The organism is Ruegeria sp. CG8, assembly GCF_056537165.1.
The window spans coordinates 14,480-40,716 of sequence record NZ_JBQFRA010000006.1 but is presented as its reverse complement, the minus strand read 5'-3'; the positions used below and the strand labels follow the sequence as shown (position 1 = coordinate 40,716).

At 61.9% G+C, this 26,237-nt stretch carries 34 protein-coding genes; 20 read left to right on the top strand and 14 right to left on the bottom strand.

Annotated features, from left to right (window positions below):
* The first annotated feature begins 13 nt into the window (after positions 1 to 13).
* From def (ACR0EF_RS17085) to ACR0EF_RS17060, 6 genes are read left to right on the top strand one after another with little or no spacing between them, the layout of a single operon-like run.
* Positions 14 to 532: a peptide deformylase gene (gene def, locus ACR0EF_RS17085; RefSeq protein WP_170361514.1), complete on the top strand. Its 519-nt coding sequence runs from the start codon at positions 14 to 16 to the stop codon at positions 530 to 532.
* Positions 529 to 1,023: a peptide deformylase gene (gene def / locus ACR0EF_RS17080; RefSeq protein ID WP_005981313.1), complete on the top strand. Its 495-nt coding sequence runs from the start codon at positions 529 to 531 to the stop codon at positions 1,021 to 1,023. The genes def (ACR0EF_RS17085) and def (ACR0EF_RS17080) overlap by 4 nt, the downstream gene beginning before the upstream one ends.
* A 6-nt stretch (positions 1,024 to 1,029) precedes the next feature.
* Entirely contained in the window at positions 1,030 to 1,950 is a 921-nt protein-coding gene (gene fmt / locus ACR0EF_RS17075) for a methionyl-tRNA formyltransferase (protein ID WP_170373289.1), read from the top strand.
* A complete protein-coding gene (locus ACR0EF_RS17070) occupies positions 1,950 to 2,186 on the top strand; it encodes a hypothetical protein (protein WP_005981317.1) in 237 nt (78 codons plus the stop codon). The genes fmt and ACR0EF_RS17070 overlap by 1 nt, the downstream gene beginning before the upstream one ends.
* A 1-nt stretch (position 2,187) precedes the next feature.
* Positions 2,188 to 2,424, top strand: coding sequence for a GlsB/YeaQ/YmgE family stress response membrane protein (locus tag ACR0EF_RS17065; RefSeq protein ID WP_149776373.1), 237 nt, complete (start codon positions 2,188 to 2,190; stop codon positions 2,422 to 2,424).
* 57 nt (positions 2,425 to 2,481) lie between these two features.
* On the top strand, positions 2,482 to 3,042 hold the full coding sequence (locus ACR0EF_RS17060) for a DinB family protein (RefSeq protein ID WP_170373288.1): 561 nt from the start codon (positions 2,482 to 2,484) through the stop codon (positions 3,040 to 3,042).
* Here the strand turns inward: ACR0EF_RS17060 and ACR0EF_RS17055 are convergent.
* The 6 genes from ACR0EF_RS17055 to ACR0EF_RS17030 all read right to left on the bottom strand — a co-directional run bounded on the left by ACR0EF_RS17055 (position 3,039) and on the right by ACR0EF_RS17030 (position 6,872).
* On the bottom strand, positions 3,039 to 3,662 hold the full coding sequence (locus ACR0EF_RS17055; protein ID WP_170343413.1) for a trimeric intracellular cation channel family protein: 624 nt from the start codon (positions 3,660 to 3,662) through the stop codon (positions 3,039 to 3,041). The genes ACR0EF_RS17060 and ACR0EF_RS17055 overlap by 4 nt on opposite strands.
* Entirely contained in the window at positions 3,659 to 4,126 is a 468-nt protein-coding gene (gene rnhA / locus ACR0EF_RS17050) for a ribonuclease HI (protein ID WP_170373287.1), read from the bottom strand. Before rnhA ends, ACR0EF_RS17055 begins: the two co-directional genes overlap by 4 nt.
* Entirely contained in the window at positions 4,119 to 4,703 is a 585-nt protein-coding gene (locus ACR0EF_RS17045; RefSeq protein ID WP_170373286.1) for a class I SAM-dependent methyltransferase, read from the bottom strand. Before ACR0EF_RS17045 ends, rnhA begins: the two co-directional genes overlap by 8 nt.
* Positions 4,700 to 5,152: a DUF3429 domain-containing protein gene (locus ACR0EF_RS17040; protein WP_170373285.1), complete on the bottom strand. Its 453-nt coding sequence runs from the start codon at positions 5,150 to 5,152 to the stop codon at positions 4,700 to 4,702. The genes ACR0EF_RS17045 and ACR0EF_RS17040 overlap by 4 nt, the downstream gene beginning before the upstream one ends.
* Positions 5,149 to 6,099, bottom strand: a complete 951-nt coding sequence (ispH, locus tag ACR0EF_RS17035; RefSeq protein WP_170372721.1) for a 4-hydroxy-3-methylbut-2-enyl diphosphate reductase — start codon at positions 6,097 to 6,099, stop codon at positions 5,149 to 5,151. Before ispH ends, ACR0EF_RS17040 begins: the two co-directional genes overlap by 4 nt.
* 200 nt (positions 6,100 to 6,299) lie before the next feature.
* Complete coding sequence (locus ACR0EF_RS17030) at positions 6,300 to 6,872, bottom strand: LabA-like NYN domain-containing protein (protein WP_093965260.1); 573 nt, start codon at positions 6,870 to 6,872, stop codon at positions 6,300 to 6,302.
* 136 nt (positions 6,873 to 7,008) lie between these two features.
* On the opposite strand from ACR0EF_RS17030, the gene folK reads away from it, so the two are divergent.
* The 9 genes from folK to rnc all read left to right on the top strand — a co-directional run bounded on the left by folK (position 7,009) and on the right by rnc (position 14,112).
* Positions 7,009 to 7,578, top strand: a complete 570-nt coding sequence (gene folK, locus ACR0EF_RS17025) for a 2-amino-4-hydroxy-6-hydroxymethyldihydropteridine diphosphokinase (protein WP_409233607.1) — start codon at positions 7,009 to 7,011, stop codon at positions 7,576 to 7,578.
* A gap of 94 nt (positions 7,579 to 7,672) precedes the next feature.
* Positions 7,673 to 8,026 (top strand): DNA-directed RNA polymerase subunit omega, encoded by a 354-nt coding sequence (gene rpoZ / locus ACR0EF_RS17020; protein WP_170343419.1) that lies wholly within the window; start codon positions 7,673 to 7,675, stop codon positions 8,024 to 8,026.
* Positions 8,027 to 8,052: 26 nt separating this feature from the next.
* Entirely contained in the window at positions 8,053 to 10,185 is a 2,133-nt protein-coding gene (locus ACR0EF_RS17015; protein WP_170373284.1) for a RelA/SpoT family protein, read from the top strand.
* Positions 10,186 to 10,201: 16 nt separating this feature from the next.
* A complete protein-coding gene (locus ACR0EF_RS17010) occupies positions 10,202 to 10,900 on the top strand; it encodes a DUF2062 domain-containing protein (RefSeq protein ID WP_170367952.1) in 699 nt (232 codons plus the stop codon).
* Entirely contained in the window at positions 10,893 to 11,639 is a 747-nt protein-coding gene (locus tag ACR0EF_RS17005) for a pyridoxine 5'-phosphate synthase (RefSeq protein WP_170373283.1), read from the top strand. The genes ACR0EF_RS17010 and ACR0EF_RS17005 overlap by 8 nt, the downstream gene beginning before the upstream one ends.
* 37 nt (positions 11,640 to 11,676) lie before the next feature.
* The gene (locus tag ACR0EF_RS17000) at positions 11,677 to 12,120 is read left to right on the top strand and encodes an ABZJ_00895 family protein (protein ID WP_170373282.1); all 444 of its coding nucleotides are present in this window, start codon (positions 11,677 to 11,679) and stop codon (positions 12,118 to 12,120) included.
* A complete protein-coding gene (acpS, locus tag ACR0EF_RS16995) occupies positions 12,120 to 12,566 on the top strand; it encodes a holo-ACP synthase (RefSeq protein WP_093965271.1) in 447 nt (148 codons plus the stop codon). The genes ACR0EF_RS17000 and acpS overlap by 1 nt, the downstream gene beginning before the upstream one ends.
* 32 nt (positions 12,567 to 12,598) lie before the next feature.
* Positions 12,599 to 13,435: a signal peptidase I gene (gene lepB / locus ACR0EF_RS16990; RefSeq protein WP_170342658.1), complete on the top strand. Its 837-nt coding sequence runs from the start codon at positions 12,599 to 12,601 to the stop codon at positions 13,433 to 13,435.
* Complete coding sequence (gene rnc, locus ACR0EF_RS16985; RefSeq protein WP_170373281.1) at positions 13,432 to 14,112, top strand: ribonuclease III; 681 nt, start codon at positions 13,432 to 13,434, stop codon at positions 14,110 to 14,112. Before lepB ends, rnc begins: the two co-directional genes overlap by 4 nt.
* A 102-nt stretch (positions 14,113 to 14,214) precedes the next feature.
* On the opposite strand, the gene ACR0EF_RS16980 is transcribed toward rnc, so the two are convergent.
* Complete coding sequence (locus ACR0EF_RS16980) at positions 14,215 to 15,558, bottom strand: multicopper oxidase family protein (protein WP_254438888.1); 1,344 nt, start codon at positions 15,556 to 15,558, stop codon at positions 14,215 to 14,217.
* A 199-nt stretch (positions 15,559 to 15,757) separates the two neighbouring features.
* On the opposite strand from ACR0EF_RS16980, the gene era reads away from it, so the two are divergent.
* Entirely contained in the window at positions 15,758 to 16,666 is a 909-nt protein-coding gene (gene era / locus ACR0EF_RS16975) for a GTPase Era (RefSeq protein ID WP_170343427.1), read from the top strand.
* Positions 16,663 to 16,992, top strand: coding sequence for a DUF1491 family protein (locus ACR0EF_RS16970; protein ID WP_170343428.1), 330 nt, complete (start codon positions 16,663 to 16,665; stop codon positions 16,990 to 16,992). The genes era and ACR0EF_RS16970 overlap by 4 nt, the downstream gene beginning before the upstream one ends.
* Before the next feature lie 7 nt (positions 16,993 to 16,999).
* On the opposite strand, the gene trhA is transcribed toward ACR0EF_RS16970, so the two are convergent.
* Positions 17,000 to 17,647 carry a PAQR family membrane homeostasis protein TrhA gene (gene trhA / locus ACR0EF_RS16965; protein WP_170343429.1) on the bottom strand — a complete coding sequence of 216 codons (648 nt, stop codon included), beginning with the start codon at positions 17,645 to 17,647 and terminating at the stop codon, positions 17,000 to 17,002.
* Between the two features lie 159 nt (positions 17,648 to 17,806).
* Between trhA and recO the strand changes: the two genes are divergently transcribed.
* Positions 17,807 to 18,532: a DNA repair protein RecO gene (gene recO / locus ACR0EF_RS16960; protein ID WP_170373279.1), complete on the top strand. Its 726-nt coding sequence runs from the start codon at positions 17,807 to 17,809 to the stop codon at positions 18,530 to 18,532.
* Here the strand turns inward: recO and ACR0EF_RS16955 are convergent.
* The 3 genes from ACR0EF_RS16955 to ACR0EF_RS16945 form a co-directional block, all read right to left on the bottom strand.
* Positions 18,516 to 18,908, bottom strand: a complete 393-nt coding sequence (locus ACR0EF_RS16955; RefSeq protein ID WP_170343431.1) for an META domain-containing protein — start codon at positions 18,906 to 18,908, stop codon at positions 18,516 to 18,518. The two genes, recO and ACR0EF_RS16955, sit on opposite strands and share 17 nt — an antisense overlap.
* Positions 18,909 to 18,933: 25 nt before the next feature.
* Positions 18,934 to 19,461 (bottom strand): hypothetical protein, encoded by a 528-nt coding sequence (locus ACR0EF_RS16950; protein ID WP_170373278.1) that lies wholly within the window; start codon positions 19,459 to 19,461, stop codon positions 18,934 to 18,936.
* A gap of 246 nt (positions 19,462 to 19,707) precedes the next feature.
* A complete protein-coding gene (locus ACR0EF_RS16945; protein WP_170373277.1) occupies positions 19,708 to 21,399 on the bottom strand; it encodes an acyl-CoA dehydrogenase family protein in 1,692 nt (563 codons plus the stop codon).
* 144 nt (positions 21,400 to 21,543) lie between these two features.
* Between ACR0EF_RS16945 and ACR0EF_RS16940 the strand changes: the two genes are divergently transcribed.
* A complete protein-coding gene (locus ACR0EF_RS16940) occupies positions 21,544 to 22,308 on the top strand; it encodes a sulfite exporter TauE/SafE family protein (protein WP_170372749.1) in 765 nt (254 codons plus the stop codon).
* A 4-nt stretch (positions 22,309 to 22,312) separates the two neighbouring features.
* Here the strand turns inward: ACR0EF_RS16940 and ACR0EF_RS16935 are convergent, their stop codons facing one another.
* The 3 genes from ACR0EF_RS16935 to ACR0EF_RS16925 all read right to left on the bottom strand — a co-directional run bounded on the left by ACR0EF_RS16935 (position 22,313) and on the right by ACR0EF_RS16925 (position 25,152).
* Complete coding sequence (locus tag ACR0EF_RS16935; protein ID WP_254430024.1) at positions 22,313 to 22,855, bottom strand: hypothetical protein; 543 nt, start codon at positions 22,853 to 22,855, stop codon at positions 22,313 to 22,315.
* Between the two features lie 32 nt (positions 22,856 to 22,887).
* On the bottom strand, positions 22,888 to 23,205 hold the full coding sequence (locus ACR0EF_RS16930) for a hypothetical protein (protein ID WP_367646428.1): 318 nt from the start codon (positions 23,203 to 23,205) through the stop codon (positions 22,888 to 22,890).
* Between the two features lie 348 nt (positions 23,206 to 23,553).
* Positions 23,554 to 25,152, bottom strand: a complete 1,599-nt coding sequence (locus tag ACR0EF_RS16925) for a phosphoenolpyruvate carboxykinase (protein WP_170372751.1) — start codon at positions 25,150 to 25,152, stop codon at positions 23,554 to 23,556.
* A 346-nt stretch (positions 25,153 to 25,498) separates the two neighbouring features.
* Between ACR0EF_RS16925 and ACR0EF_RS16920 the strand changes: the two genes are divergently transcribed.
* A complete protein-coding gene (locus tag ACR0EF_RS16920; RefSeq protein ID WP_170342637.1) occupies positions 25,499 to 26,203 on the top strand; it encodes a response regulator transcription factor in 705 nt (234 codons plus the stop codon).
* Positions 26,204 to 26,237: the final 34 nt, after the last annotated feature.

Here is a 26,237-nt window from a genome sequence, read left to right as displayed (position 1 = left end):
CTAAATCAGCCCCATGAAACGCAACATCCTGATCCATCCCGATCCCCGCCTGAAAAAGGTCTGTGCGCCCGTGGACGACCTGTCGGACGAGCTGCGCGCGCTGGCCGACGACATGCTGGAAACCATGTATGATGCGCCGGGCATCGGGCTGGCCGCGCCCCAGATCGGCGTGCTGGAACGGCTGATCGTTCTGGATTGCGTCAAAGAGGAAGGCGCCACCCCCCGCCCGCTGGTGATGTTCAACCCCGAGATCATCTCGGCCTCGGACGAAACCAGCGTCTACGAGGAAGGCTGCCTGTCGATCCCCGATCAGTTCGCCGAGGTCACCCGCCCGGCCGAGGTCGAGGTTGCCTGGATGGACAAGAACGGCAAGGCGCAGCGCGAAACCTTCGACGGGCTCTGGGCCACCTGCGTGCAGCACGAGATCGACCACCTGAACGGCAAGCTGTTCATCGACTATCTCAAGCCGCTGAAACGGCAGATGATCACGCGCAAGATGGTCAAGCTCAAGCGTGAGCTGGCCCGCGCATGACCGTCCGTCCCTGCCTGCCGTGGCCCGACAAGCGCCTGCGCACCAAGGCCGAACCAGTGACTGAAATTACCGACGAGATCCGCGCCATCTGGGACGACATGATCGACACGATGGAGGCGATGCCCGGTGTCGGCCTGGCGGCGCCCCAGATCGGCGTGATGCTGCGGCTGGCGGTCGTGGACGGCTCGGCCGAGCGTGGCCGCGCGGTGCGCCTGGCCAACCCCGAAATCCTGCACAGCTCGATCGAACTGCGCGAGCATGACGAGGCCAGCCCGAACCTGCCGGGCGTGTCGGCCAAGATCAAACGTCCGCGTGCGGTGACGGTCCGGTTTCTCAATGAAAAAGGCGAGATTGACCGACGCGATTTCGTCGGCATCGAAGCCACCAGCGTGCAGCACCAGATCGACCATCTGAACGGCAGGATGTATTTTGACCGTCTCAGCAAGGTCAAACGCGACATGCTGCTGCGCAAGGCGAAAAAGGCGGGGTAGGGCGGCATGCGCGTCATCTTTATGGGAACGCCCGAGTTTTCGGTGCCGGTGCTGGATGCGCTGGTGCAGGCCGGGCACGAGATCGCCGCCGTCTATTGCCAGCCCCCGCGCCCGGCCGGTCGCGGCAAGAAAGACCGGCCCACGCCGGTGCATGCCCGTGCCGAGGCGCTGGGCCTGCCGGTGCGCCATCCCACCTCGCTGAAATCGCCCGAGGAACGGGCTGCCTTTGCTGCGCTGAAGGCCGATGTGGCCGTGGTCGTGGCCTATGGGCTGATCCTGCCTCAGCCGATTCTGGACGCGCCCCGGCATGGCTGCCTAAACATCCACGCCAGCTTGCTGCCGCGCTGGCGCGGGGCCGCGCCGATCCACCGGGCGGTCATGGCGGGCGATGCCGAGACCGGGATCTGTATCATGCAGATGGAGGCCGGTCTGGACACCGGCCCCGTCCTGCTGCGTCAGGCCACCCCGATCGGAGCCGAGGAAACCACCGCCCAGCTGCATGACCGTCTGTCGGCGATGGGCGCCGATCTGATCGTGCAGGCTCTGGACCGCCTGCCTGAGCTGACCCCCGAGCCGCAGCCCGAGGTCGGCGTGACCTATGCCGCCAAGATCGACAAGGCCGAGGCCCGCGTGGACTGGTCGCGCCCCGCCGTCGAGGTCGATCGCCAGATCCGCGGCCTGTCGCCCTTTCCCGGTGCCTGGACTCAGATCGAGGGCGAGCGCGTCAAGCTGCTCGCCTCGCGCCTGTCGGACGGGCAGGGTGTGCCGGGCGAGGTGCTGGACGACGCGCTGCGCGTGGCCTGCGGCACCGGCGCGGTCGAACTGCTGCGCTTGCAACGGGCGGGCAAGGCGGCGCAGGATAGGGAAACCTTCCTGCGGGGCTGGCCGATCCCGGCCGGGACCCGCCTCGACTCGGAGACGTTCTGATGTTCATGGTGATGATGGGCACCGTCGTGATTGCCGGCATCGTCGGCTATCTGTCCGAGGTGACGGGCTTTACCCACAACGGTTATCTGCAATCCATCATTATCTGCGTGGGTGGGGCGTTCCTGTTCTATTTCATCCGCATCATGTTCGGCATCAGCTTTGGACCGCCTGGGCTGGATGCGGTGATCTCGTCGGTGGGGGCCTTGATCATCGTGCCCACGCACTGGAGGAAATGAGATGCCCGTCCTTGCCTTGATCGTCATCGGCGCCGCGGCCGGATTTCTGGCCACCCGCCTGATGCGGATCGAGGCGGACATCCCCACCACCCTGCTGATCGGTATCGCCGGGGCCGTGGTGGGCGGGCTGATCATGCGCGCCTTGCTGACGGTCATGGGCTGGATGCCCGGATTCGTCGGCGCGGTGCTGGGCGCGCTGCTGCTGATCTGGATCTGGAAGACCTATTTCCGGCGTTGATGCGGCAGGCCGCAGGCCACGCTAGACAGTGCTTTGGCAATCAACTAGGCATCGGCAATGAAAAACTATTTTTTCCCACAAGCTTATAACAACGCATGGGCCAACCACCGAATTCTGGAGGCTTGCGCGCAATTGCCCCCCGAAGAACTGGCGAAGCACCGTACTGGTTTCTTCCCGTCCATCATCGAGACTCTCAATCACATTTATACGGTTGATCTTTTCTACGTCACCGCTCTGGAAGGCCGGCCAATGGGATTGGACGCCTTCGACCCGGAAACTCCCTATCCCGACTTGCCCGAGCTTTCGGCGCACCAACGCGCCATCGACCGACGTTTCGTGGATGTTTGCCGCGATGAGAAGGTTTTGGATGAAACTGCACGCGTCAGGATTCCACGTGGGGAATTGGTGCAAGTCGAGCGGTACGACCGCACGATCCTGCACTTGCTGCAGCACCAGATTCACCATCGGGGACAAGTGCATTCGATGCTTTCGGACACGATGACCGCTCCGCCGCAATTGGATGAGTTCTTCATGGAGTGGGAGGCTGACAGATCGTTGCGGGCCGAAGATTTCACATCTCTGAACCTGACCGAGGAAGAGGTCTGGCGCGGCCTCTAGCTCCGCGGCGGGCGTGCCTTGTAGACCGGCAACTGCCAGCCGAACAGCAGCGATCCGGCCCGCAATGCCCAGCAGGAGAGTGCGCACAGGCCCAGCGCCAGCAGCGTCTCCAGCCCCAGACGGGTGGCCAACACGGCCACAAGCGCCCCGGTGAAGGCGCATGAGACATAGAGCTCGCCCTGTTTCAGCACCAGCGGCACCTCGTTGCAGACCACGTCGCGCATCAGCCCGCCCAGGCAACCGGTGGTCACACCCATCAACACCACGATCACGCCCGACTGACCCAGCGCCAGCGCCGCGCCAGTTCCCGCGGCCGCGGCGATCGACAGCGCGAAACTGTCCAGCCAGACCAACCAGTTGTAGCGGCTTTCGACCAGATGCGCGGTGAAAAACACGACCACCGCCGCCGCCACCGCGATCAGGATATAGTCAGGTTGGCCCACCCAGAATACGGGGTGCCGATCCAGCAGCAGATCACGCACCGTACCACCGCCCACCGCCGTCAGACAGGCGATGAAGGCAAATCCCACAAGGTCCAGCTGCGCCCGGCTGGCCACCAGCGCCCCGGTCAGCGCAAAGACCAGAACCGAGGCATAGTCCAGCAGGGCCAGACCGCTCATGTGCGGGCCTTTTTCGGCTTGAACGGGGCCATGCCTGCGCGGGCCAGCTCATCTGCGCGTTCGTTTTCGGGGTGGCCGGCATGGCCCTTGACCCATTCCCAGGTCACGTCATGGCGCTGTTGGGCTTGGTCCAACCGCTGCCACAGGTCCACGTTCTTGACGGGCTTCTTGCTTGCGGTCTTCCAGCCGTTGCGCTTCCACCCGTGGATCCAGCCCGTCACCCCGTTTTTCACATAGGCGCTGTCGGTCACGATTGTGATCTTCGAGGGCCGCTCCAATGTTTCGAGCGCGCTGATCGCGGCCAGAAGCTCCATCCGGTTGTTGGTGGTCTCGGCCTCGCCGCCATTCAACTCGCGCTCTTTCAGGACGGTTTCTCCATCCATCGCCCGCAGCAGCACGCCCCAGCCCCCCGGGCCGGGATTGCCGGAACAGGCACCATCGGTATAGGCAAACAGATCAGGCATGGGCCAGCACCAGAATGAAACCGTCATAAGAACCGGCCAGCCCCTTTCCCATACCGGTGGTGACACGGTCAATGACGAACCCGGCCTCGATCATTGCAGTCTCGATCTCGGGGCGCGTGAAATAGGTGTAATAGCGGTCCAGTTCGTCGCGATGCTCTCCTGTGCCCAGTTTGAGGCCCAGAAAGAACACGCCGCCCGGCTTCAGGGCCCGGTGGATGGCGGCCAGGTGTCGCGGGAAATCGGCGCGCGGGGCGTGCAGCAGGGAAAAGCTGGCATAGACCCCATCGTATTCGGCCGTTTCGGTCACGTCGTCGAACGTGCCCAGATGCGCGTCCACGCCATTTGCGCGGGCGTGTTCGACAAAGGCCGGTGTGGCGTCCAGCGCCCGAACCCGCAGCCCCTGGCGCAGAAAGAAACCGCTGTCCGAACCCGGACCCGACCCCAGATCCAGCACCAGCCCGTCGCCGACCGCCTGCGCGAATGCTGCGCGCGCCTCGATCTGTTCGGGCGGCAGCGGCACTTTCAGATAGTCGTCCACACGGGTTGTGTAGGCGTCGATTGTTCGTTTGTCGCTCACAGGAATACTCCAACGGCCAGGCAGGCCAGTACGACGGCGCTCAGCAGCAGCCGCAGTTTCATCCACCAGCGCGGGGTCAGGCCCCAAGACCAGAACAGCGCGTCCAGCACCAGCAGCCCGGCAAAGCCGATCATCAGGTTGGTACCCGCGTCGACCGGCCCGCCGCCGGTGGTGAAGAACGCCCACAGCGCCGGCAGGACCGACAGCCCATAACACAGCGCCGCCCGACTGCCCCCGGTCTTGGTGGCAAAACCCCACAGAACGCCGGACATGAAGCTGAGGATTACCGCGCCATAAAACAGCTGCACATAGGGCCCCACGAACCGGGGACCCAGCGCGCGGCTGCCCCAGTCGTTCAGGTCTCCGCTCAGGTAGGTCAGCGCGCCCCAGACAAACGGGATCAGACCGGCCAGGCCCAGAACCAATGGTGCGCGGGGGATGCCGCTCATGCGGGCACGCGCAGAATGCGGGGCACCTTGAACTCGACATTCTCGGTGGCGGTTTCGACGGTTTCGACGGTCACGTCATAGCGTTCGCGGAAGGCGTCGATCACCTCGTTCACCAGGACCTCGGGCGCCGAAGCCCCGGCGGTGAGGGCGATGCTGGAAATCCCCTCGAGCGCGCGCCAGTCGATGTCGGTGGCGCGCTGCACCAGCTGGGCATAGGTGCAGCCCGCCTTGGACGCCACCTCGACCAGGCGGCGCGAATTCGAGGAGTTGGGCGCACCCACCACCAGCAGCGCATCCGACTTGGGTGCGACGGTCTTCACCGCCTCCTGGCGGTTGGTGGTGGCATAGCAGATGTCTTCCTTGTGTGGGCCGACGATGGCCGGGAACCGGTCCTGCAGCGCGGCCACGATGTCGCGCGTATCGTCCACCGACAAGGTGGTCTGGGTGACAAAGGCCAGTTTTTCGGGGTCGCGGACCTGCACCCCGGCCACATCGTCAACCGTCTCCACCAGCAGAACTTCGCCCTCGGGCAGCTGGCCCATGGTCCCGACGGTTTCAGGGTGGCCCTTGTGCCCGATCATGATCATCTGCAACCCGGCCTCGGCGTGGCGCTGGGCCTCGATATGGACCTTGGACACCAGCGGGCAGGTGGCGTCGACATAGATCATCTCGCGCGCGGCTGCGGCTGCGGGCACCGACTTGGGCACGCCATGGGCGGAAAAGATCACTGGCCGGTCGTCGGGGCATTCGTCCAGTTCTTCTACAAAGACGGCACCCTTGGCGCGCAGCCCGTCCACGACGAACTTGTTGTGCACGATCTCATGCCGGACATAGACCGGGGCGCCCCATTTCTGCAGGGCCATTTCCACGATCTTGATCGCGCGGTCCACGCCAGCGCAGAACCCGCGCGGGGCGGCCAGATACAGGGTCAGGGGGGGCTTGGTCATGCGTCTGTCTCCTTGAAAGGGACAGGTAAGGCTTTTCCACCTGTTGGTCCAGTCAGGACAGCCTTGTCACCATGCTGACATGAAGTCCTGTTAGCCAATACCCGTTTGAGCACGGGTTCTTGATTAAAGAAGCGCGGCCAGGACAAAAAGTCCTGACCGCGCGATTGCTCCACATGTGTGAGTGGTGGATGGCGGAGTTCTTATTTTCCTGCGACGGCTACCGTACGCGGTTCATCGGACACGTCCCGCGGAGGGCGTCCGATCACGTCGCGCAGGTCGTCAAGCTCGATGAAATTGTCGGCCTGACGACGCAGCTCGTCCGAAATCATCGGCGGCTGGCTGCGGATGGTCGAGACGACCGAAACGCGCACGCCCTGACGTTGCAGGCTGGCAATCAGCGGGCGGAAATCCCCATCACCCGAAAACAGCACGATATGATCCACGCGCGGCGCAAGCTCCATGGCATCGACAGTCAGTTCGATGTCCATGTTCCCCTTGACCTTACGGCGCCCCATGCTGTCAGTGTATTCCTTGGCCGGCTTGGTCACCATGGTGAAGCCGTTGTAGTGCAACCAATCGACAAGCGGACGGATCGGTGAGTATTCGTCGTTTTCTAGCAGCGCTGTGTAGTAGAAGGCTCTGAGAAGCTTGCCTCGACGCATGAATTCCTGGCGAAGCAACTTGTAATCGATGTCAAACCCCAGTGCTTTTGCGGCGGCGTACAGATTCGAGCCGTCGATGAACAGCGCAAGCCGTTCGTCCTTGTAAAACATTAATTTGTCCTTCCGGTATCGCTCAACGCGCGGAGGTGTCTGTGAGTGAAAAAAATAAATTCGCGCATTGATGCCTTTAAAATAGGCTATTTGACCTGTATCGCAAGTATTCTCTGAACGGAATACGGGGATAAAAGTGGTCAAATCCATGTCAAAAGTGGTCGTGGCGTTGGGGGCAAATCTCACCTTGAGAGGAAACGGGCCCAAGGTGACACTCGCGCAGGCTCTCGAGGTCATGGAGGCCAAGGGGCTGGTGATTCGGGCCAAAAGCCGGCTGTTTTCGACCCCCTGCTTCCCTGCGGGCGCCGGCCCGGACTACGTGAACGCAGCCGCTGTGATCGAGACGGAACTGGATCCGCGCGGTGTTCTGGACCTGCTGCACGAGGTCGAGGCCGAGTTCGGCCGCGCCAGGGTTCAGCGTTGGGGTATGCGCACACTTGATCTTGATCTTGTCTGCTGGGACGACCGCGTTCTGCCGGACCTGGACGGATACCGCCGCTGGTTGGATTTGCCAATGGACCAGCAGGTGCGATCCGCGCCCGAACAACTGATAGTGCCGCACCCGCGCCTGCAGGACCGGGCATTCGTGCTGGTTCCAATGGCTGACGTCGCGCCCGATTGGCGCCATCCGGTGCTGGATTTGACCGTCCGGGAAATGATCGGACAGCTGCCTGCGGACGAGGTTGCCGCCGTAACCCCCCTCTGAGCCGCCAATGCTGGGCATTTCCCGCTTGTCAAGGCAGAGAATCGCGCTTAGATAAACCCCTTCCTGACACGGATTCATTTGTGGAGAGCGCCTCATGGCCCGCGTGACGGTCGAAGACTGCGTAGACAAGGTACCGAACCGGTTCGAACTGGTGATGCTTGCCGCCCATCGTGCGCGCGAGATTTCCACTGGCGGATCGATCACCGTTGACCGCGACAACGACAAGAACCCCGTCGTGGCTCTGCGCGAGATTGCCGAAGAAACCCAGACGGCGGACGAGCTGCGTGAACGTCTGATCGAGGCCAACCAGACACAGATCGAGGTCGACGAGCCCGAAGAAGATCAGATGGCGCTGTTGATGGGTGCAGAGTCGGACAAGCCGGCAGATGACGACATGTCCGAAGAGAAACTCCTGCGTGCCCTGATGGAGGCCCAGGGGCAGGGGTAAGCCCTGCAAGCGAAGGTGCGGACCGGATGATTTCTGTTGAAGACCTGATTGCGCTGGTCCGCAACTACAACCCCAAGACAAATGCCGATCGCATCGCCCGGGCCTATGAGTTCGGAATGCAGATGCATGAAGGGCAGTTCCGGCACTCGGGCGAGCCCTATTTTTCGCATCCCGTCGCAGTTGCCGCCATTCTGACCGAGCAGCGCCTGGACGATGCTACGATCATCACCGCGCTGCTGCACGACACGATCGAGGACACCAAGGCAAGCTATTCCAAGATCGCCGAACTGTTCGGTGACGAGGTGGCGATGCTGGTCGACGGCGTCACCAAGCTGACCAACCTGCAGCTTTCCAGTCGCGAAACCAAGCAGGCCGAGAACTTCCGCAAACTGTTCATGGCCATGTCCAAGGACCTGCGGGTGATCCTGGTCAAGCTGGCCGACCGCCTGCACAATATGCGCACGATCAAGGCAATGCGCCCTGAAAAGCAGGTGCAGAAAGCGCGCGAAACGATGGACATCTACGCGCCGCTGGCCGGCCGGATGGGCATGCAGTGGATGCGCGAAGAGCTTGAGGACCTCGCGTTCCGCGTCCTCAATCCCGAAGGCCGCCAGTCGATCATCCGCCGCTTCATCACGCTGCAGCGCGAAACCGGCGACGTGATTCACCGGATCACCGGCGACATGCGGCACGAGCTTGAGAAAGCGGGGATCGAGGCCGAAGTCTTTGGTCGCGCCAAGAAACCCTACTCGATCTGGCGCAAGATGCAGGAAAAGGATCAGGGCTTTTCGCGCCTGTCCGACATCTATGGCTTCCGCATCATTACCCAGACCGAAGAAGACTGCTATCGCACCCTTGGGGCCATACACCAGCGCTGGCGCGCGGTGCCGGGGCGGTTCAAGGACTATATCAGCCAGCCGAAATCGAACGGTTACCGCTCGATCCATACGACGGTCTCGGGCCGTGACGGCAAGCGGGTCGAGGTGCAGATCCGTACCCGTCAGATGCATGATGTCGCCGAGACAGGTGTGGCCGCGCACTGGTCCTATCGTGACGGTGTGCGGACGGAAAACCCCTTTGCGGTCGATCCGGCCAAGTGGATCGCCAACCTGACCGAGCAGTTCGATACCGAGGAAGACCACGAAGATTTCCTCGAGGCGGTGAAGCTCGAGATGTATTCGGACCAGGTCTTCTGCTTCACCCCCAAGGGCGACGTGGTGAAACTGCCGCGCGGGGCGACCCCGATCGATTTCGCCTACGCGATCCATACGCGTATCGGCCATGCCTGTGTCGGAGCCAAGGTGGACGGTATCCGTGTGCCGCTGTGGACGCGGCTCAAGAATGGCCAATCGGTCGACATCATCACCGCCGACGGCCAGACCCCGCAGGTGACCTGGCTTGAGATTGCAGTGACCGGCAAGGCCCGCACCGCCATCCGCCGCGCCCTGCGCGAGGTTGACCGTGAACGGTTCATCAAACTGGGACGCGAACTGGTCCGCGCGGGGTTCGAACATATTGGCCGCAAGGCGACCGACAAGGCATTGGAAACCGCCGCCAAACACCTGCGCATCAAGAACAGCGATGAGTTGCTGGCCCGCGTCGGCAGTGCCGAACTGACCGCCCATGATGTAGTGGCCGCGGTCTATCCCGACCTGACCCGCGACGAGGGCGAAGCAATCCCCTTGCGTCGCGCCGTGATCGGGCTTGAGCCGGGGCAGGGGTTTGAACGCGCGCCGTGCTGCCAGCCTTTGCCGGGCGAACGCATCGTGGGCATCACGTCTCGGGGCAAGGGCGTGGTGGTGCATTCCATCGATTGCGATCGCCTTGCCGAATTCGAGGATCAGCCGCAACGGTGGGTGAACCTTCACTGGCATACCGGCACGCACCCGGCCGCTTATGGCGCCACGTTGGAGCTGACCATCGGCAACGACGCCGGCGTGCTGGGACGTATTTGCACATTGATCGGCGAGAAAAAGGCCAATATCTCGAACCTGGAATTCGTGGACCGGAAGCCAGATTTCTATCGTCTGCTTATCAGTATCGAGGTGCGGGATCTTGAACAGCTGCATTCGCTGATGCTGATGCTCGAGGCGGAAAGTGACGTGGCTGCGGTCGAACGGTATCGGGACATGACAAGCGCTGCGGTCGCAGCTGGCTGAGAAGGGGTGATCAGGAGTGGTTTTCAAGCGCCGTGATCGCCGCTCGGTACTCCAGGTCCTGTCCGAGTTGGTCTATCCTCGCGGCGGTTGGACCCGCGCCTTCCACTATGTCAAACACCGCGTCCGTCGTCTTCCGGACTCGCCCGAACGCATTGCCCGTGGGGTAGGGGCCGGGGTGTTCGCGTCCTTCACCCCATTCTACGGCCTTCATTTTCTGGTTGCCGCGGTCTTGGCCCGGATGCTGAACGGCAACATCCTTGCCGCGTTGAGCGGCACGTTTTTCGGCAACCCGCTGACCTACGTTCCGATCGGCGTGGTCTGCCTGCAAACTGGGCATTTCCTGCTGGGCACCGAATACGAAGAGGGCGACACCAAGGGGCTGATGGGCAAATTTGCCAGCGCGATGGGGGACCTCAAGGATAACTTCCTCGCGATGTTCTCCGATCGGGTCGCTGACTGGCACGGGCTGTCGCAATTTTATGACGAAGTGTTCTTTCCCTACATGATTGGCGGCATCATTCCCGGCATCGTGGCCGGCGTGATCTGCACCTATATCAGCCTGCCGGTGATCCGAACCTATCAGATGCGCCGCCGCGCAAAGATCAAGGCGAAGTTCGAAGAAATCAAACGCTTGGCCGAAGCAAGCTCTGCCGTTCCCCGACCAAACCCGATAGGCTCGGGCGACGCGAACAAAAAGGATTCGAAGGATGTCTGACACCCCTCTGCGCCTGGGCGTGAATATCGACCATGTTGCCACCGTGCGCAACGCCCGTGGCGGCGCCTATCCCGACCCGCTTCGCGCCGCAAAGCTTGCCGAAGAGGCCGGGGCCGACGGCATCACCGCGCACCTGCGCGAAGACCGGCGGCATATCTCGGATGCCGATATCGACGGGCTGATGGAGGTTCTGTCGGTTCCGCTGAACTTTGAAATGGCGGCTACGGATGAGATGCAGAAGATCGCCCTGCGCCACAAGCCGCACGCCGTCTGCATCGTCCCCGAGAAGCGCGAGGAACGTACCACCGAAGGTGGCCTGGAAGTCGCGCGCGACGAAAACCGTCTGGCGCATTTCATCGCGCCGCTTCGTGACGTCGGTTGCCGGGTGTCGATCTTCATCGCCGCAGACCCCAAGCAGATCGAGGCCGCCCACCGCATCGGCGCCGAAGTGATCGAGCTGCACACTGGCGCCTATTGCGACGCCCATGCCGAGGGTCGGGTGGACGACGCGGAACGCGAACTGGAGGCGCTGCGCAAGATGTCCTCCTTTGCCCATTCGCTGGGCCTCGAAGTGCATGCCGGCCATGGCCTGTCCTATGACACGGTCCAACCCGTTGCCGCCTTTCCCGAAGTGCGCGAGTTGAACATTGGTCATTTCCTGATCGGCGAGTCCATCTTCCGGGGCCTCACCCCAGCCATTCAGGAAATGCGCCGCCTGATGGATGAGGCGCGCCAATGAGCCACTGCCTTGAAGCCTCTTTCTTCTGGATCTTCCGATGCGCTTGAACATTCCCAGGTTTCTTGTCGTCTTCGTGATCACCTCGATCGCGGTCCCGGCCGTTTTGTTTGGCGTTTCGGCGGTGTTCGGAATTGACTTGTCCAGCAGTTTCCTGCCGTTCATCCCCTTTTTGGCCGCTGCGACTTTCGAAGGACACCGACAGGTTCAGACGCACCAGACCATGCCGGGCAGCGGCGACATGTGGAGCGCCGCACTATGGATGGGCATCGTCGGCATGTTGGCTAATCTGGTCATGGCTGGGCTGTTCTTTCTTGTCGTTCCGGGCATGTCCGAGGGATTGGCCGGTATCCCGGTGAACTTTTTGGTGATCGGTTTCACGATCCCCTTTGTCGTGGCGTTTCTCATTTCGCGGCTATTCCTGTGGGTGGGCGCCCGGTCTGCGTTCAAGGCTCTTGAAAGAGCAAAGAAAGAGTTGAACTGATGATACTCGGCATCGGTACGGATCTTGCGAATATCGAGCGCATTCAGGGCACGCTCGATCGGTTCGGTGACCGGTTCCGCAACCGTGTCTTCACCGAGACCGAGCAGCGCAAAGCCGAGCGCCGGCGGGATACGGCCGGAACCTACGCCAAGCGCTGGGCCGCAAAAGAGGCGTGCTCCAAGGCGCTGGGCACGGGGCTGCGTATGGGCATCGCCTGGAAGGACATGGCAGTTACCAATCTGCGCACCGGTCAGCCCGTCATGCATGTGACCGGCTGGGCCGCGGAACGGCTGAAGGAAATGACGCCCGAAGGGCACGAGGCGATCATCCACGTCACCTTGACCGACGATCATCCATGGGCGCAGGCCTTCGTGGTGATTGAAGCGCGCCCGCTTGGTGATCCCGACGCAGCGGCCTTGACACCCCCGCGACCGCGCCGCATGTAACCCCCCGAGCCGAGCAAGGACTGGAGAGCAGTATGGCCGAGCAAGCCAAATCCGGAAACGCCATCTGGGAGACGATCAAGACCATCGTCTATGCCCTGCTGATCGCGGGCGTTTTCCGCACTCTGTTCTTTCAGCCGTTCTGGATTCCGTCGGGGTCGATGAAACCCACGCTGCTGATCGGTGATTTCCTGTTCGTCAACAAGATGGCCTATGGCTATTCCTACGCGTCCTGCCCCAGTCTGATCATCCCCAGCGTCGGCCTCGATGTCGATGCCGAAGACATCTGCGGCTGGATGGGGGGCGACAATACCCGCCTGCTGGGCGGCGAGCCCGAGCGTGGCGACGTCATCGTGTTCCGCCATCCGGTTTCGGGGCGCGACTACATCAAGCGACTGATCGGCCTGCCCGGAGACAAGATCCAGATCAAGGATGGCGTGGTCTACATCAACGGTACCGAAGCCAAGCAGACCCCGGATGGCACTTTTACCGAAATCGCCGAGCCGCAAGGGCCTCAACGTCTTCGGCCCCGCTGTGAAAATGGCCCGGTCGGCGTGGGCGGCACCTGTGAAAAGACCCGGATGATCGAAACTCTGCCGGGCGGCGTGTCGCATGAAATCCTGAATATCGGCAATCAGAGCACTGACAACACGGGTGTCTACACCGTGCCGGAAGGGCACTACTTCTTCATGGGCGACAACCGTGACAATTCCAGTGACAGCCGCGTGCCGCAGGTCGCAGGCGGCGTCGGCTACGTTCCTTATGAAAACCTGATCGGTCGAGCCGACCGCATCATGTTCTCGTCCGCCGGGCGTTCGATGCTGTTTTTCTGGACCTGGCGCGGTGACCGGTTCTTCAAGGCGGTCAATTGAAGCTGTCGACCGACATGAAGGCGTTTGAAAAACGCCTTGGACACAGGTTCTCCAACCCTGAACTACTGGTCCGGGCACTGACCCACGGGTCGGTCTCGTCTTCGACGCGTCCGGACAACCAGCGGCTCGAGTTTCTGGGCGACCGTGTGCTGGGGCTTGTGATGGCCACCGCTTTGCTCGAGGCGGATCAGAAGGCCACCGAAGGCCAACTGGCCCCCCGTTTCAACGCGCTGGTGCGCAAGGAAACCTGTGCCGACGTTGCCCGCCAGATCGACATCGGGGCGGTTCTGAAGCTGGGCCGGTCAGAGATGCTGTCGGGCGGGCGCCGCAAGCAGGCGCTTTTGGGCGACGCCATGGAGGCAGTTATCGCCGCGGTCTATCGCGATGCCGGTTTTGAGGCGGCGCAGAAAGTGATCCTGTCGCTGTGGGGTGACCGGATTCACACGGTCGAAGCGGATGCGCGCGATGCCAAGACATCGCTTCAGGAATGGGCGCAGGCGCGCGGGCAGAAACCGCCCGCCTATGTCGAGATTTCACGAAGCGGTCCGGATCACGCCCCCGTTTTCACCATCGCGGCCCGACTGCAGGACGGATCCGAGGCCCAGGCAACGGCCGGCTCCAAACGTCAGGCTGAGCAGGCGGCTGCGCAGGCTCTGCTGGATCGTGTGACAAGCTGATCACTTCGAGCGCGGCGTTGCCTGCTCTTCATCTGTCCGGGAATGTCCGCGAGGGCTGTCCACCTGTCACGAACGGCGTCTGCAACGGCTAGACCTTGCGGCTCAAACGACTCGCAAGAACCCGGTCAGCCCGGTCTTCTGGTGTTCGATCACATGGCAGTGCAAGGCCCAGTCGCCCGGATTGTCTGCGACCAGCCCGATTTCAACGACCTCGTCCTTCAACAACAGCATGGTGTCCGTCACCAGCGGCGGCAACTCTCGCAGGTTTGATCGCAACGGCACAAAGACCAGCCCGTGCAGATGGATCGGATGCAGGTTCGGAGATTCATTGCGCAGCCTCAAGACGTAGCTTTTGCCCAGTTCCAGCGTCGCCAATGGCCCGACATCCGAGGAAGCATCTCCGGACCAGGGAACCCGGTTGATGGACCAGAAATTGTATCCAAGAGACCCGCAGAACCCATTGTCCGGCAGTCCACCTTCTGGCGTCCATCCGAAGACGAATTCGTGCACCTGCGCGTTGCCGAGATCGGGCAGGGCGACCGGGTTCTTCGGCAAAGGCTTCAGTTCTCTCAGGTCCCGGTGCGCGGATTGTCCGACCGAGCGCAGGCTGGCCATCGTCCTCAAGGGCTGACCGGGCAGTTTGGCCACAAGATCGACCTGTGCCCCTTCGCCGTCCGGCATCGCAACGGCAAAATCCACACGCTGACCGGGGCCCACCTGCAAGGGATCATCTACACTCGGCATCGGCAGTTCGGCGGTGACCGGGTGTCCGTCCCACGCGATGATCTGCGCGTTTCCGCCCGTCAGGTGCAATTTGTAGATCCGGGTCGTGTCCGAATTGAGCAGTCGCAGTCGCACGAGGCTGCCGGCGGAGTGGTCATAGACTGGATGCTGGTGCCAGTTCGCGGTCTGCACATTGCCGAAAGTTCCGGCTCTGGCCGCGCCCCGCTGGGTGTAGGCTGGCAGAAATGCCCCCGTCTCGTCCAGGCGAAAGTCCCGCAGGTTGATCACTTGCTCGCTGTCGAACCCGACGTCTTCAGGCTCGGCGATGACCATCACTCCGGTCAGACCGTGCGCCATCTGCTCCATCGTCATGCAATGCGGGTGATACCAGTAGGTTCCGGCGTCTGGGGGTGTGAACTCGTAGGTGAAGCTTTCGTTCTGTCCCAGCGGCATCTGGGTCAGATAAGGCACGCCATCCATATCATTGCGGATGCGCATCCCGTGCCAGTGCATCGAAGTATATTCGGACAGAGTATTTTTGACCGTCAGTCTCATCGCTTCACCCTGACGTCCAAAAAGGACGGGCGGAGGAGCGTCGGGGCTCAGGCTTACCATTCCGTGCGTAGGCTGGTCCCGAAACAGGTAGCTGGCGCTTTGAACCACCATCTCCTGATCGGAGCTATTGGACGCGAATGCAAGTCCACCCAAGCCCGCGGCCCCCATTGCGGCGCCGCCCGATAAAAGAAACTCCCGTCGTTTCATGCCTGATCCTCAAGATGCGGGTCGCGGCCTGGCTGGGATCGGCTTGGCCTGTGCGCCTGTCCTGCCATTCCTGTACCGGCCCGGCAATGCGACAAATGCCTCTGGCCCGCTGTGCCTTTCTGCGATAGGGATGCGCACTTGAAAACAGGATCACCACACAATGACGACACGCGCCGGATTCATCGCCCTGATCGGAGAGCCCAACGCAGGCAAATCCACCCTTCTGAACCGCATGGTCGGGGCCAAGGTCTCGATCGTGACGCACAAGGTGCAGACAACGCGTGCCCGTATCCGCGGCGTCGCCATGGAGGGTGATGCGCAACTGGTCTTCGTCGACACGCCCGGCCTGTTCAAACCTCGCCGCCGGCTTGACCGCGCGATGGTCGCGGCGGCCTGGGGCGGCGCGGCCGATGCCGACATCATCGTGCTGATGGTCGAAGCGCATCGCGGTATCACCGAAGGTGTCGAGCGCATCCTGGATGGCCTGTCCGAGATCGCGCAGGGCCGCAAGGTGGCGCTGGCGATCAACAAGATCGACCGGGTCGAAGCCCCCGCGCTGCTGTCACTGACCCGCGACCTGAATGACCGCTTCCCCTTTGCTGAAACCTTCATGATCTCGGCCGAAAAGGGCCACGGCGTCGAGGACTTGCGTGCCTGGCTGGCACAGCATCTGCCCGAAGGCCCCTGGCTTTATCCCGAAGACCAGATCGCCGATCTGCCGCTGCGCATGATCGCGGCCGAGATCACGCGCGAAAAGCTGACCCTGCGCCTGCACCAGGAGCTGCCCTATCAGCTGACGGTCGAGACCGAGAACTGGGAGGAGCGCAAGGATGGTTCGGCCAAGATTGACCAGATCATCTATGTCATGCGCGACGGTCACAAGGGCATCGTGCTGGGCAAGCGCGGCGAGACGATCAAGGCCGTCAGCCAGGCCGCCCGGGCCGAGTTGGAGGAATTCCTTGATCGCAAGGTCCACCTGTTCCTGCAGGTGAAGGTCCGGCCCAACTGGCTGGAAGAGGCCGAGCGCTACTCGGAAATGGGGCTGGACTTCAAAGACGGCAACGCATGACCCGCCTGACGGCCGAGTTCTGGGTCCACGCCTATCTGGCCCGGCTGCGCCTGCACGAGATCCCCGCCTTTGTCGTAGCCCATGGCGACGACACTGCCGGCGCGGTTCTGGTCAAGCTCAACACGCTCGACGGCAGTGCCACCGCCTTTCAGCGCAGCTTCGACCTGCTCAGCGGCGCACGCAAATGGATCGAACTCGCCAAAGGTCCCGAGGCCGAGGTGGACGAGGCCATTGCCCGTCAGCGCAGCTTTGACCCCGACCTCTGGGTGATCGAGGTCGAAGACCGGCAAGGCCGGCATCTCTTGAACGAGGAAGGGCTGGACTAGGCCTGCCTTACCACAAAGGCGACAGCGCCAGCCAGACGCCCGCGAACATGGCGATCCCGCCCAGGTTCACCCAGATGTGCCAGATCGCATAGCGGTAGGGCAGCGTCTTGCGGGCGTAGAACGCGGTTCCGATCACATAGCAACCCGACCCGGCCAGGATGCACCACAGCGTCGCCACCGGTACGCCCCGCAGATCGGGCAGGGCCAGCAGCCCCAGCGCGCCCAACCCCAGGTAGGATGCCGTCGACCAGCGCGATTTCACTGTCTCGTTGGTGATCTTGTTCCAAACCGCCACCGCCGTCAGCGCCCAGCACACCACCAGCAGGCCCAGGGTCCAGGTCGTGCCAGCCAGTACGAAGAACGGTGTGAAGGTGCCCGTAATGCTGGGATAGATCGCCGCGTGGTCGATGCGCCGCAGCAGTGTGCGCCGCTCGTGCAGCGGCAGAAAGTGATAGGCCCAGGACGCCAGGTTCGACGCCAGCGCACACAAGACGTAAACCACGACGGCGGCCACCAACGCGGCTTGCAGATGGGTTGCCGCCTTAGCCACCAGCAAGCCGCCCGCTATCAATATCAACGCCAGGCCCACTGCATGCACCGTCATGTCCGCGCGACGGAAGGCTGGAGAAATGCTGGGAAAGGTTGCGTCGGTCATGTTTGGTCTCGTGGCTGCCCGTTCTGGGTAATATCGCCCCGGGTCCAAGTCCACAATTCCGGCACGTCAGCCGGCGTCTTCCGATTGAATTTGCTTCTTTCCGCGCCGCGCCGTACCGTCGCGGTCCGACGCGATCTCAAGGCAACCCAAGGGCCCCGCATGGACTGGCGCGACCATGGCATTCTTCTGACCGCCCGCCGCCACGGCGAAACCGCGGCCATCATCGAGGTTTTCACCGAAACCCATGGCCGACATGCGGGCGTGGTGCGCGGGGGTGCCAGCCGCAAGATCGCGCCCATCCTGCAACCCGGCGCGCAGTTGGACGTGCTGTGGCGGGCGCGGCTGCAGGAACATATCGGCACCTTCCAGGTCGAGCCGTTGCGCTCGCGCGCGGCGGCGGCGTTTTCGGGGCGGCTGGCCTTGTCGGGGCTGAACGCGGTCGTGGCGCTGCTGTCCTTCTGCTTGCCCGAACGCGAACCGCACCCCGGCATCTATCTACAGACGGAACAGCTGATGGATCTGCTGGGCCAGGACGAGATCTGGCCGCTGGCTTACCTGCGCTGGGAACTGGCCCTGCTTGAAGAACTGGGTTTTGGGCTGGACCTGACCCGATGCGCCGTGACCGGCACGACCGAGGGGCTGGCCTATGTCTCGCCCAAGACCGGCCGGGCGGTCAGCGCCGAAGGCGCCGGGGATTGGGCCGACCGGCTGTTGCCTCTGCCGCCGGTGCTGCGCGGGCAGGGGGCTGCCCCGGATGACGAGATCGCCGCCGGGCTGCGCACGACCGGCTATTTTCTGGCGCATCGCGTGGCGCCATCGCTGGGTCACACGCCGCTGCCCGAAGCCCGCGCCCGCTTTGTCGATCAATTCACTCGGCGGCTTTGAACACCATCTCGTGCCCGTCCTCGTTGCGCAGGATCAACACGTCGCCCGACACCTCGGACTGCGTCATCGCCAGCAGCGCGGCGAAATAGAATCCTTCGGCCTCAAGCCCGGCGCAGGCGGCGCGTGTGGCGGTGAGGTCGGTGATTTCGAACCACGGATAGGGCGCGTTCAATGTGCCCGAGTAGCTGTTGCAGGGCGCGTTTCCGGCAATCTTGCCGTCTTCGGGAAAGCGCAGCAGGGCGCTGGCGTCATAGGGCTGGCCGTTCACCTCCTGCAGCACCCAGGTGCGGTCGGCTGCGCCATAGGCGGCGACGCTTTCGTCGCGGTCACATTGCAGCAGGGCAAGGGCGGGCAGGATCAGGCTCAGGCGCAGCATGAGGGCTTTCTATCCCGACTTGGCGTCATTGCGCCAGCAGTTCGGCGCGCACCTCCATCCGGGGGCGCCAGTTGTAGCGTGTGTCCTCGCGCACCGGGGCCCAGAACAGGTCACCCCCGTTGCGCCAGCCGTCCAGAACGATCGCGTCATAAGGCCCCTCGCCCTTGGCGCTGATCGCGGCCGAGTGGTGGATGATCCGGAACGGGGTCGGCGGCGAAGTGATCCAGTGCAGGTCCAGCGTGCGGAAGTTCTGTTGCCGCAGCCGCTTGAGCATGTCCTCGGCCCAGTCATTGCACAGCCCGCGCTCGCGAAAACCGTTGATGACCTTGGCGTTGTGGATGATCGCCGGATCGGTGACCCGGTATTCGGCCCTCAGCTGCAGCGCATAGTCATGGGCGATCTGCGCCGCGCGGGCGGCTTCCTGCGGATCGACATCGGGGCTGAGGTTCTGAATGGCGCGGGTCAGACCGGCAACATCGCCCGAGGTCGAGCCGGAGGGCGTGCTACATCCTGCAAACAGGAGGCCAAGAACAAGGATCAGTAGGCGCACCATGGTCACTCCGCAAAGATCGGTTCGGCATCTGCGTAGCCGCGGCGCAGCATGATGCGGTTCGACCGCTACTTAGCCGAAACCTGTGCCGGGACCCAAGGGGGAATTTTCCCGGCCAATGTGTCCGGTGGGTCCGGTTGGGTGAAATGAACAGGGCAGATCTGGTCACTCGGCGCTTTTGGCTTGCCAGAAAAGAAAAGACCCGGCGCTGGGCCGGGTCAAGTTGGGGAAACCGCGACGGGCGGGCGCTCAGGCCAGCAGACGCCGCGCGATGACTTGCGCCTGAATCTCGGCGGCACCTTCAAAGATGTTCAGGATGCGGGCATCACAAAGAACGCGGCTGATCTTGTATTCCAGCGCGAAACCGTTGCCGCCGTGAATCTGCAACCCGTTGTCGGCTGCGGCCCAGGCGACGCGCGCGCCCAGCAGCTTGGCCATCCCGGCCTCGAGGTCGCAGCGGTGGCCGTTGTCCTTTTCCCAGGCGCTGAAATAGGTCAGTTGGCGCGCGATCATGATCTCAACCGCCATCATCGCCATCTTGCCGGACACGCGCGGGAAGTTGATCAGGGCCTTGCCGAATTGCTTGCGCTCCTGCGCGTATTGCATGGCGATGTCCAGCGCGCTTTGGGCCACGCCGATGGCGCGGGCGGCGGTCTGGATACGCGCGGATTCGAAGGTTTCCATGAGCTGCTTGAAGCCCTTACCTTCCTCGCCGCCCAGCAGGTTCTCGCCCTTGACGTGGAAGCCGTCGAAGGCCAGCTCGTATTCCTTCATGCCGCGATAGCCCAGCACCTCGATCTCGCCGCCGGTCATGCCGGGGGTCGGGAAGGGGTTGTCGTCGGTGCCGGACGTCTTTTCGGCCAGGAACATCGACAAGCCGCGATGGTCGGTGGTTTCGGGATCGGTACGCGCCAGCAACGTCATCACATGGGTGCGCGCGGCATGGGTGATCCAGGTCTTGTTGCCGGTGACTTTGTAGTCACCGTTTTCGTCCTTGACCGCGCGGGTGCGCAGGCTGCCAAGGTCCGACCCGGTATTGGGCTCGGTGAACACGGCGGTGGGCAGGATCTCGGCGCTGGCGATCTTGGGCAGCCATTGGGCCTTTTGGTCGTCGGTGCCGCCCGCGATGATCAACTCGGCCGCGATCTCGGACCGGGTGCCAAGACTGCCGACGCCGATATACCCGCGCGACAGTTCTTCGGAGACGACGCACATCGACGCCTTGGACAGGCCGAACCCGCCATATTCCTCGGGGATGGTCAGGCCAAAGACGCCCATCTCGGCCAGTTCCTCGATGATTTCCATCGGGATCAGCTCGTCCTTGAGGTGCCATTCATGGGCGTTTGGCTCGACCCGATCCAGCGCATAGCGGCGGAACTGCTCGCGGATCATCTCAAGCTCTTCATCCAGCCCCGAGGCGCCGAACATGGTGGCCCCGGATTGGTCTTGCATCAGCTGAACCAAACGGCTGCGCGCGGCCTGGCTGTTGGCCTGTGCCATCAGAGTTTGCACTTCGGCGCATTGGAAGCCCGACAGCGCGTCCCAGCCCAGCCCCAGATCCTGCAGGCGCACGACCTCGCCCTGGTTCATCGGGATGCCGCCGGCGACCTGGTGCAGATATTCGCCAAAGGCGATCTGGTGCAGCAACTGTTCCATCTCGCCGAACTTGCCCTGGGCGTCCAGCGCCTCGGCCCATTTCTGCATCTGTTGGAGCGACTGGTTGTAGGTGGCCAGCCAGGCCAGCCCATGCGCGGCGGTCTGGTTCGCCTCGACCAAAGCGCCGGAGACGCGACCCTCGGCCGTGACCATCTCGCGCACCGCATCGCGCGCACGGTCAAAGACGGACTGAACCGCGGGCAGCGCGGCCCCCGTCAGGGTCAGAAGATCAGGCAGAACCGGCTGAGAAGTCATGTTCGTCATATCTTGTCCGTCATGGGCCATGAATCACGTCCTTTGCTGGGTTATCTGGTCATATCATGCTGCAACTGCAGCGCAACAAAAATTCACAGAATGCGTCGAAAAGGTCCAAAAATTACGTAACGAATTTTGCGGTGCAGAGAAAATCTGCGGTGTTATGTAGGGTCAATGGATCTGTTTTCTTTGATGTCCCTGCCCGAACTCTACCTTGCGTTCGCGGTCGCCTTTCTGGCCGGAGCGGTGAAAGGCATGGTCGGTTTCGCAATGCCGATGGTCCTGATTTCGGGGCTCAGCATGATGCTGCCGCCCCAGCTTGCGCTGGCCGGGCTGATCCTGCCAACGGTTGTGACGAACGGGATCCAGGCCTTGAGAGAAGGACGCGCGGCAGCGATGTCTTCGATCCGGCAGTTCCGGGTCTTTCTTTCCGTCGGGCTGGTTTTTCTGTTGGGGAGCGCTCAGCTGATCAGCTTGGTTCCATCGCAGGCTTTCCTTCTGATGATCGGAATTCCCGTCACGTTCTTTGCCACGATCCAACTGCTGGGCGTGAAACTGAGCCTGTCTGAACAATCGCCGAAGATCGAGGCCGCAGTCGGTGCGGTTACCGGGTTCATTGGCGGCATATCAGGCGTTTGGGGACCTCCGACCGTTGCCTATCTGACTGCGCTGAATACCCCCAAATCCGAACAATTGCGCATTCAGGGCGTCATCTATGGCTTGGGAGCCTTGGCTCTGGTCGTGGCGCATATTGGATCAGGCGTGTTGCGGGCTGAAACCGTTCCGTTCTCGGCCGCGCTGACCCTTCCGGCTTTGGCCGGCATGTGGCTGGGATTGCGGATGCATGATCGGATTGATCAGGCCACGTTCCGCAAGGCGACTTTGTTGGTTCTGATGATCGCAGGTGCGAACTTGCTGCGCAGGGGGGTGTTCGGTTGAACGCTCAACCTTTACGCTCAAAGTAGCGGAAGGCAAAAAACAGTCCGAACATCAGGAACAGCAGTCCCGACAGATCGCCGATCAAAAAGGCAAAATACTCGGCCGTCGCGCTGCCAAAAGCCAGGTTGGTCAGGCCGGACACCAGGATTGACGTGATGACCCCGACCCCCATGATGCAGGCCCAGCAGGGCGCGCGATCAGCGGCGGGAAACAGATCCCACCCCAGCCATTTCAACAAATAGAATACGGCCGGCGCCGTCGTGACCGCAATCAAGATGGCCAACAGGCGGCTTGTCAGAAAAACGTCCGAGCCACCGAGTGTCGCGAAAACCAGAAAGACACCGGGCAGCATGGCCAGTATCGCACGCCACCCCAAGAGCCACGCCGCAAGGACCCGCACGCCGTGCGGAAGAAACAACAGGCTGGCGCGGCTGGGGTACTCTGGAAAGAACACGTTCTGCATGGGCATCAAAACCCAAAATGTCAGAAACGATGCGCCGATATAGGCCAAAGAAGCGTAAAACGTGTCAGAGGCCCACGATCGCATCACGTCATGCTTCTTTCAGGATTGCTCAGCGGTCAACGCGGGGCGTTGACGACATACCGTCCCCGGTTGGCGTTTCCGCTTTGGGACAAGTAGCCCTTCTGTACCAGCGACTTGAGGGCGCGGAAAAAGGTCGGGCGCGAAACGCTTTGCACCAGTGTGTGCTCGATCAGGCCATAGGTCCGGACTTCGCGCGAGTCTTTCGACAATTCTTCGGCCGCGTAATAAATGTCACGCTCTACCGGAGAAAGCTCTTCGAGCCCCAACGTGCGTTCCATGCTCTGCATCAACTTGCGCAGTTCCGCCAGTTTCGAGATCTCGGTCATTTCCATTCCTGATTTTACCAGTGCCACCAGTTGATATCCGCTTGGTCAAATGACCCATGATAGTCGCCTATCACACGGCATATCTCATGTTGACACTCATCCCCTTGATAATACACTACCGCCTTGATTAGGCTGCTCATCTTGCGAGTGTGAGTGTCCGCGCGCGAGCTGCCCAAAGGTTTTTTCAGTCTCGGCCCGGTGCATTTTGCGCCGGGCTATTTCCTTGTAATGGGTCCTGGATTTACTGCATGATTTTTAGGCGGGCAACGAATTTGTTCATGCCAATGTCACATTACAACTGCAGGAAGAACAAATAACTGCAAGGACCCGTTATTGTGCGCGCAGGGGCACGCAACCGCGCCCCTGCATGTCGGTTCAGCCGATTGCGACGGCTTTGATGTCTTCGTCGATGAACGGCAAATACTGTTCAAAGTTCTCGGCAAACATGTGCACCAGCTTTTCCGCCTGTTTGTCGAAAGCGGCCTGATCGTCCCAGGTACGGCGCGGATCCAACAGAACTTCGGGCACGCCGGGGACCGTCACCGGAACGTCGAAGCCGAAATTGGCGTCCTTGCGATACTCGGCATCGGCCAACGAGCCGTCCAGAGCCGCAGTCAGCAGGGCACGCGTGGCCTTGATCGGCATCCGGCTGCCCACACCGTATGCGCCGCCGGTCCAGCCGGTATTGACCAGCCAGCAGGTTGCGCCGTGCTGGGCGATCTTGTCGCGCAGCAGCTTGCCGTATTCCTCGGGGCGGCGCGGCATGAACGGGGCGCCAAAGCAGGTCGAGAAGGTGGGCTGCGGCTCAGTCACGCCGCGTTCGGTTCCGGCCACCTTCGAGGTGAAACCCGACAGGAAGTGGTACATCGCCTGCGCCGGGGTCAGCCGTGCGATCGGCGGCAGGACGCCGAAGGCATCACAGGTCAGCATGATGATGTTTTTCGGGTGCCCGCCCAGCGCCGTCTTGGAGGCGTTCGAAATGTATTCCAGCGGGTAGGCGCACCGCATGTTCGCGGTCAGGCTGTCATCGTTGAAATCCAGTTTCAGGGTTTCGGGATCGAAGACCATGTTCTCGATCACCGTGCCGAATTTCGACGTGGTCGCGTAGATCTCGGGTTCCGCTTCGGCGCTCAGATTGATGGTCTTGGCATAGCATCCGCCTTCGAAGTTGAAGGTCCCGCGATCCGACCAGCCGTGCTCGTCGTCGCCGATCAGAACACGTGCCGGATCAGCCGAAAGCGTGGTCTTGCCGGTGCCGGACAGGCCGAAGAACACGGCGGTGTCGACGGGGTTGCCCACCGCATGGTTGGCCGAGCAATGCATCGGCATCACGCCTTTTTCCGGCAGCAGGTAGTTCAGAAGCGTAAACACGGACTTCTTGTTCTCGCCCGCGTATTCGGTGCCACCGATGAGAATCAGTTTGCGGTCAAAGTTCAGCGCGATCACAGTTTCGCTGCGGCAATCGTGCTTTTTCGGGTCCGCCTGGAAACTGGGGCAATTGATAATGGTGTAATCTGCGATGAATTCGTCCAGGTCCTCGCGGTCCGGGCGACGCAGCAGGTGCCGGATGAACAGGTTGTGCCAGGCCAGTTCCGTAACCATGCGCACATTGATCGCATAGGCAGGATCCGCGCCGCCAACCAGATCCTGAACGAAGTAGTCCTTGCCTTTCATATGGGCCAGCATGTCGGCGTACAGCGCGTCAAAGCCATCGGGGCTCATTTCCGCGTTGTTTTCCCACCAGATGCTGTCCGCCACGCTTTCGGTCCGGACGACGTGCTTGTCCTTGGGGGACCGGCCCGTGAACTTGCCGGTGGACACCAGAAACGCTCCGCCATTGCCCAGCGTGCCTTCATTCCGCTTGAGCGCCTTCTGAATCAGCGCCGGCTCCATCAAGTTGTAATAGACATTGCCCAGCCCCTCGATGCCTTGATCTTCGAGGCGGAACTGCGGGTTTACCCGTCCAAATGTCATTCGTGTCTTCTCCTGTGGCGGCGCTGCGGCGGTTGGGGCCGTCTGCGCTCATGAGGCGTAGTGCCGGTTAGTCCGGCGGATAAGGGCCTCATATCACGGCCGTTTAGGGCATGAACAGGACGGTTTGGCACAGTTAGCGCAACCAAGGCCGGGTTTAGCGCAACCAAGTTTTTCCGGTCGGAAAACCCGGGCACTTTCGGAAGCGCAGGACGACCTTTTTGTCGCAGGATCGTGAACAATGTGGCGCGATTCGTACATCCGGATTGATTCGCGGCCTTAAAAAAGCCAAGAATGCCCTACAAAAAGCAAAAATATATCGTGAGTGAGCAGGTAAAGGGGCAGCCCTATGTCTAAGATTGCACTGGTGGATGACGATCGGAACATTCTGACGTCCGTATCCATGACGCTCGAGGCCGAAGGGTTCGAGGTCGAAACCTACAATGACGGGCAGGCAGCCCTTGACGCGTTCAACAAGAAACTGCCGGATATGGCGGTTCTGGACATCAAGATGCCCCGCATGGACGGCATGGATTTGCTGCAGCGGCTGCGGCAGAAAACCCAGATGCCGGTGATTTTCCTCACGTCCAAAGACGATGAGATCGACGAGGTTCTGGGCCTGCGGATGGGCGCGGATGACTACGTGAAAAAGCCATTCTCTCAACGCCTTCTGGTCGAGCGCATCCGTGCACTGCTGCGCCGTCAGGAAGCGACCGACGGGGATGCGTCGGCTGCAACCACCGGGGACGCAAAGGTGATGGAGCGCGGCGATCTGCGCATGGACCCCCTGCGTCACGCGGTCAGCTGGAAGGGGACCGATGTTTCGCTGACGGTCACGGAATTCCTGCTGCTGCAGGCCTTGGCGCAACGCCCCGGCTTCGTCAAAAGCCGCGATCAGCTGATGGATGTCGCATATGACGATCAGGTCTATGTCGACGACCGGACCATCGACAGCCACATCAAGCGTCTGCGCAAGAAGATGCGTGCGGCTGATCCCGAGTTTTCGGCTATCGAAACGCTGTACGGTATCGGGTACCGTTACAACGAGGAATAAGCCGGGCCGGCTTTCTGCAAAGGTGAATTTGTTT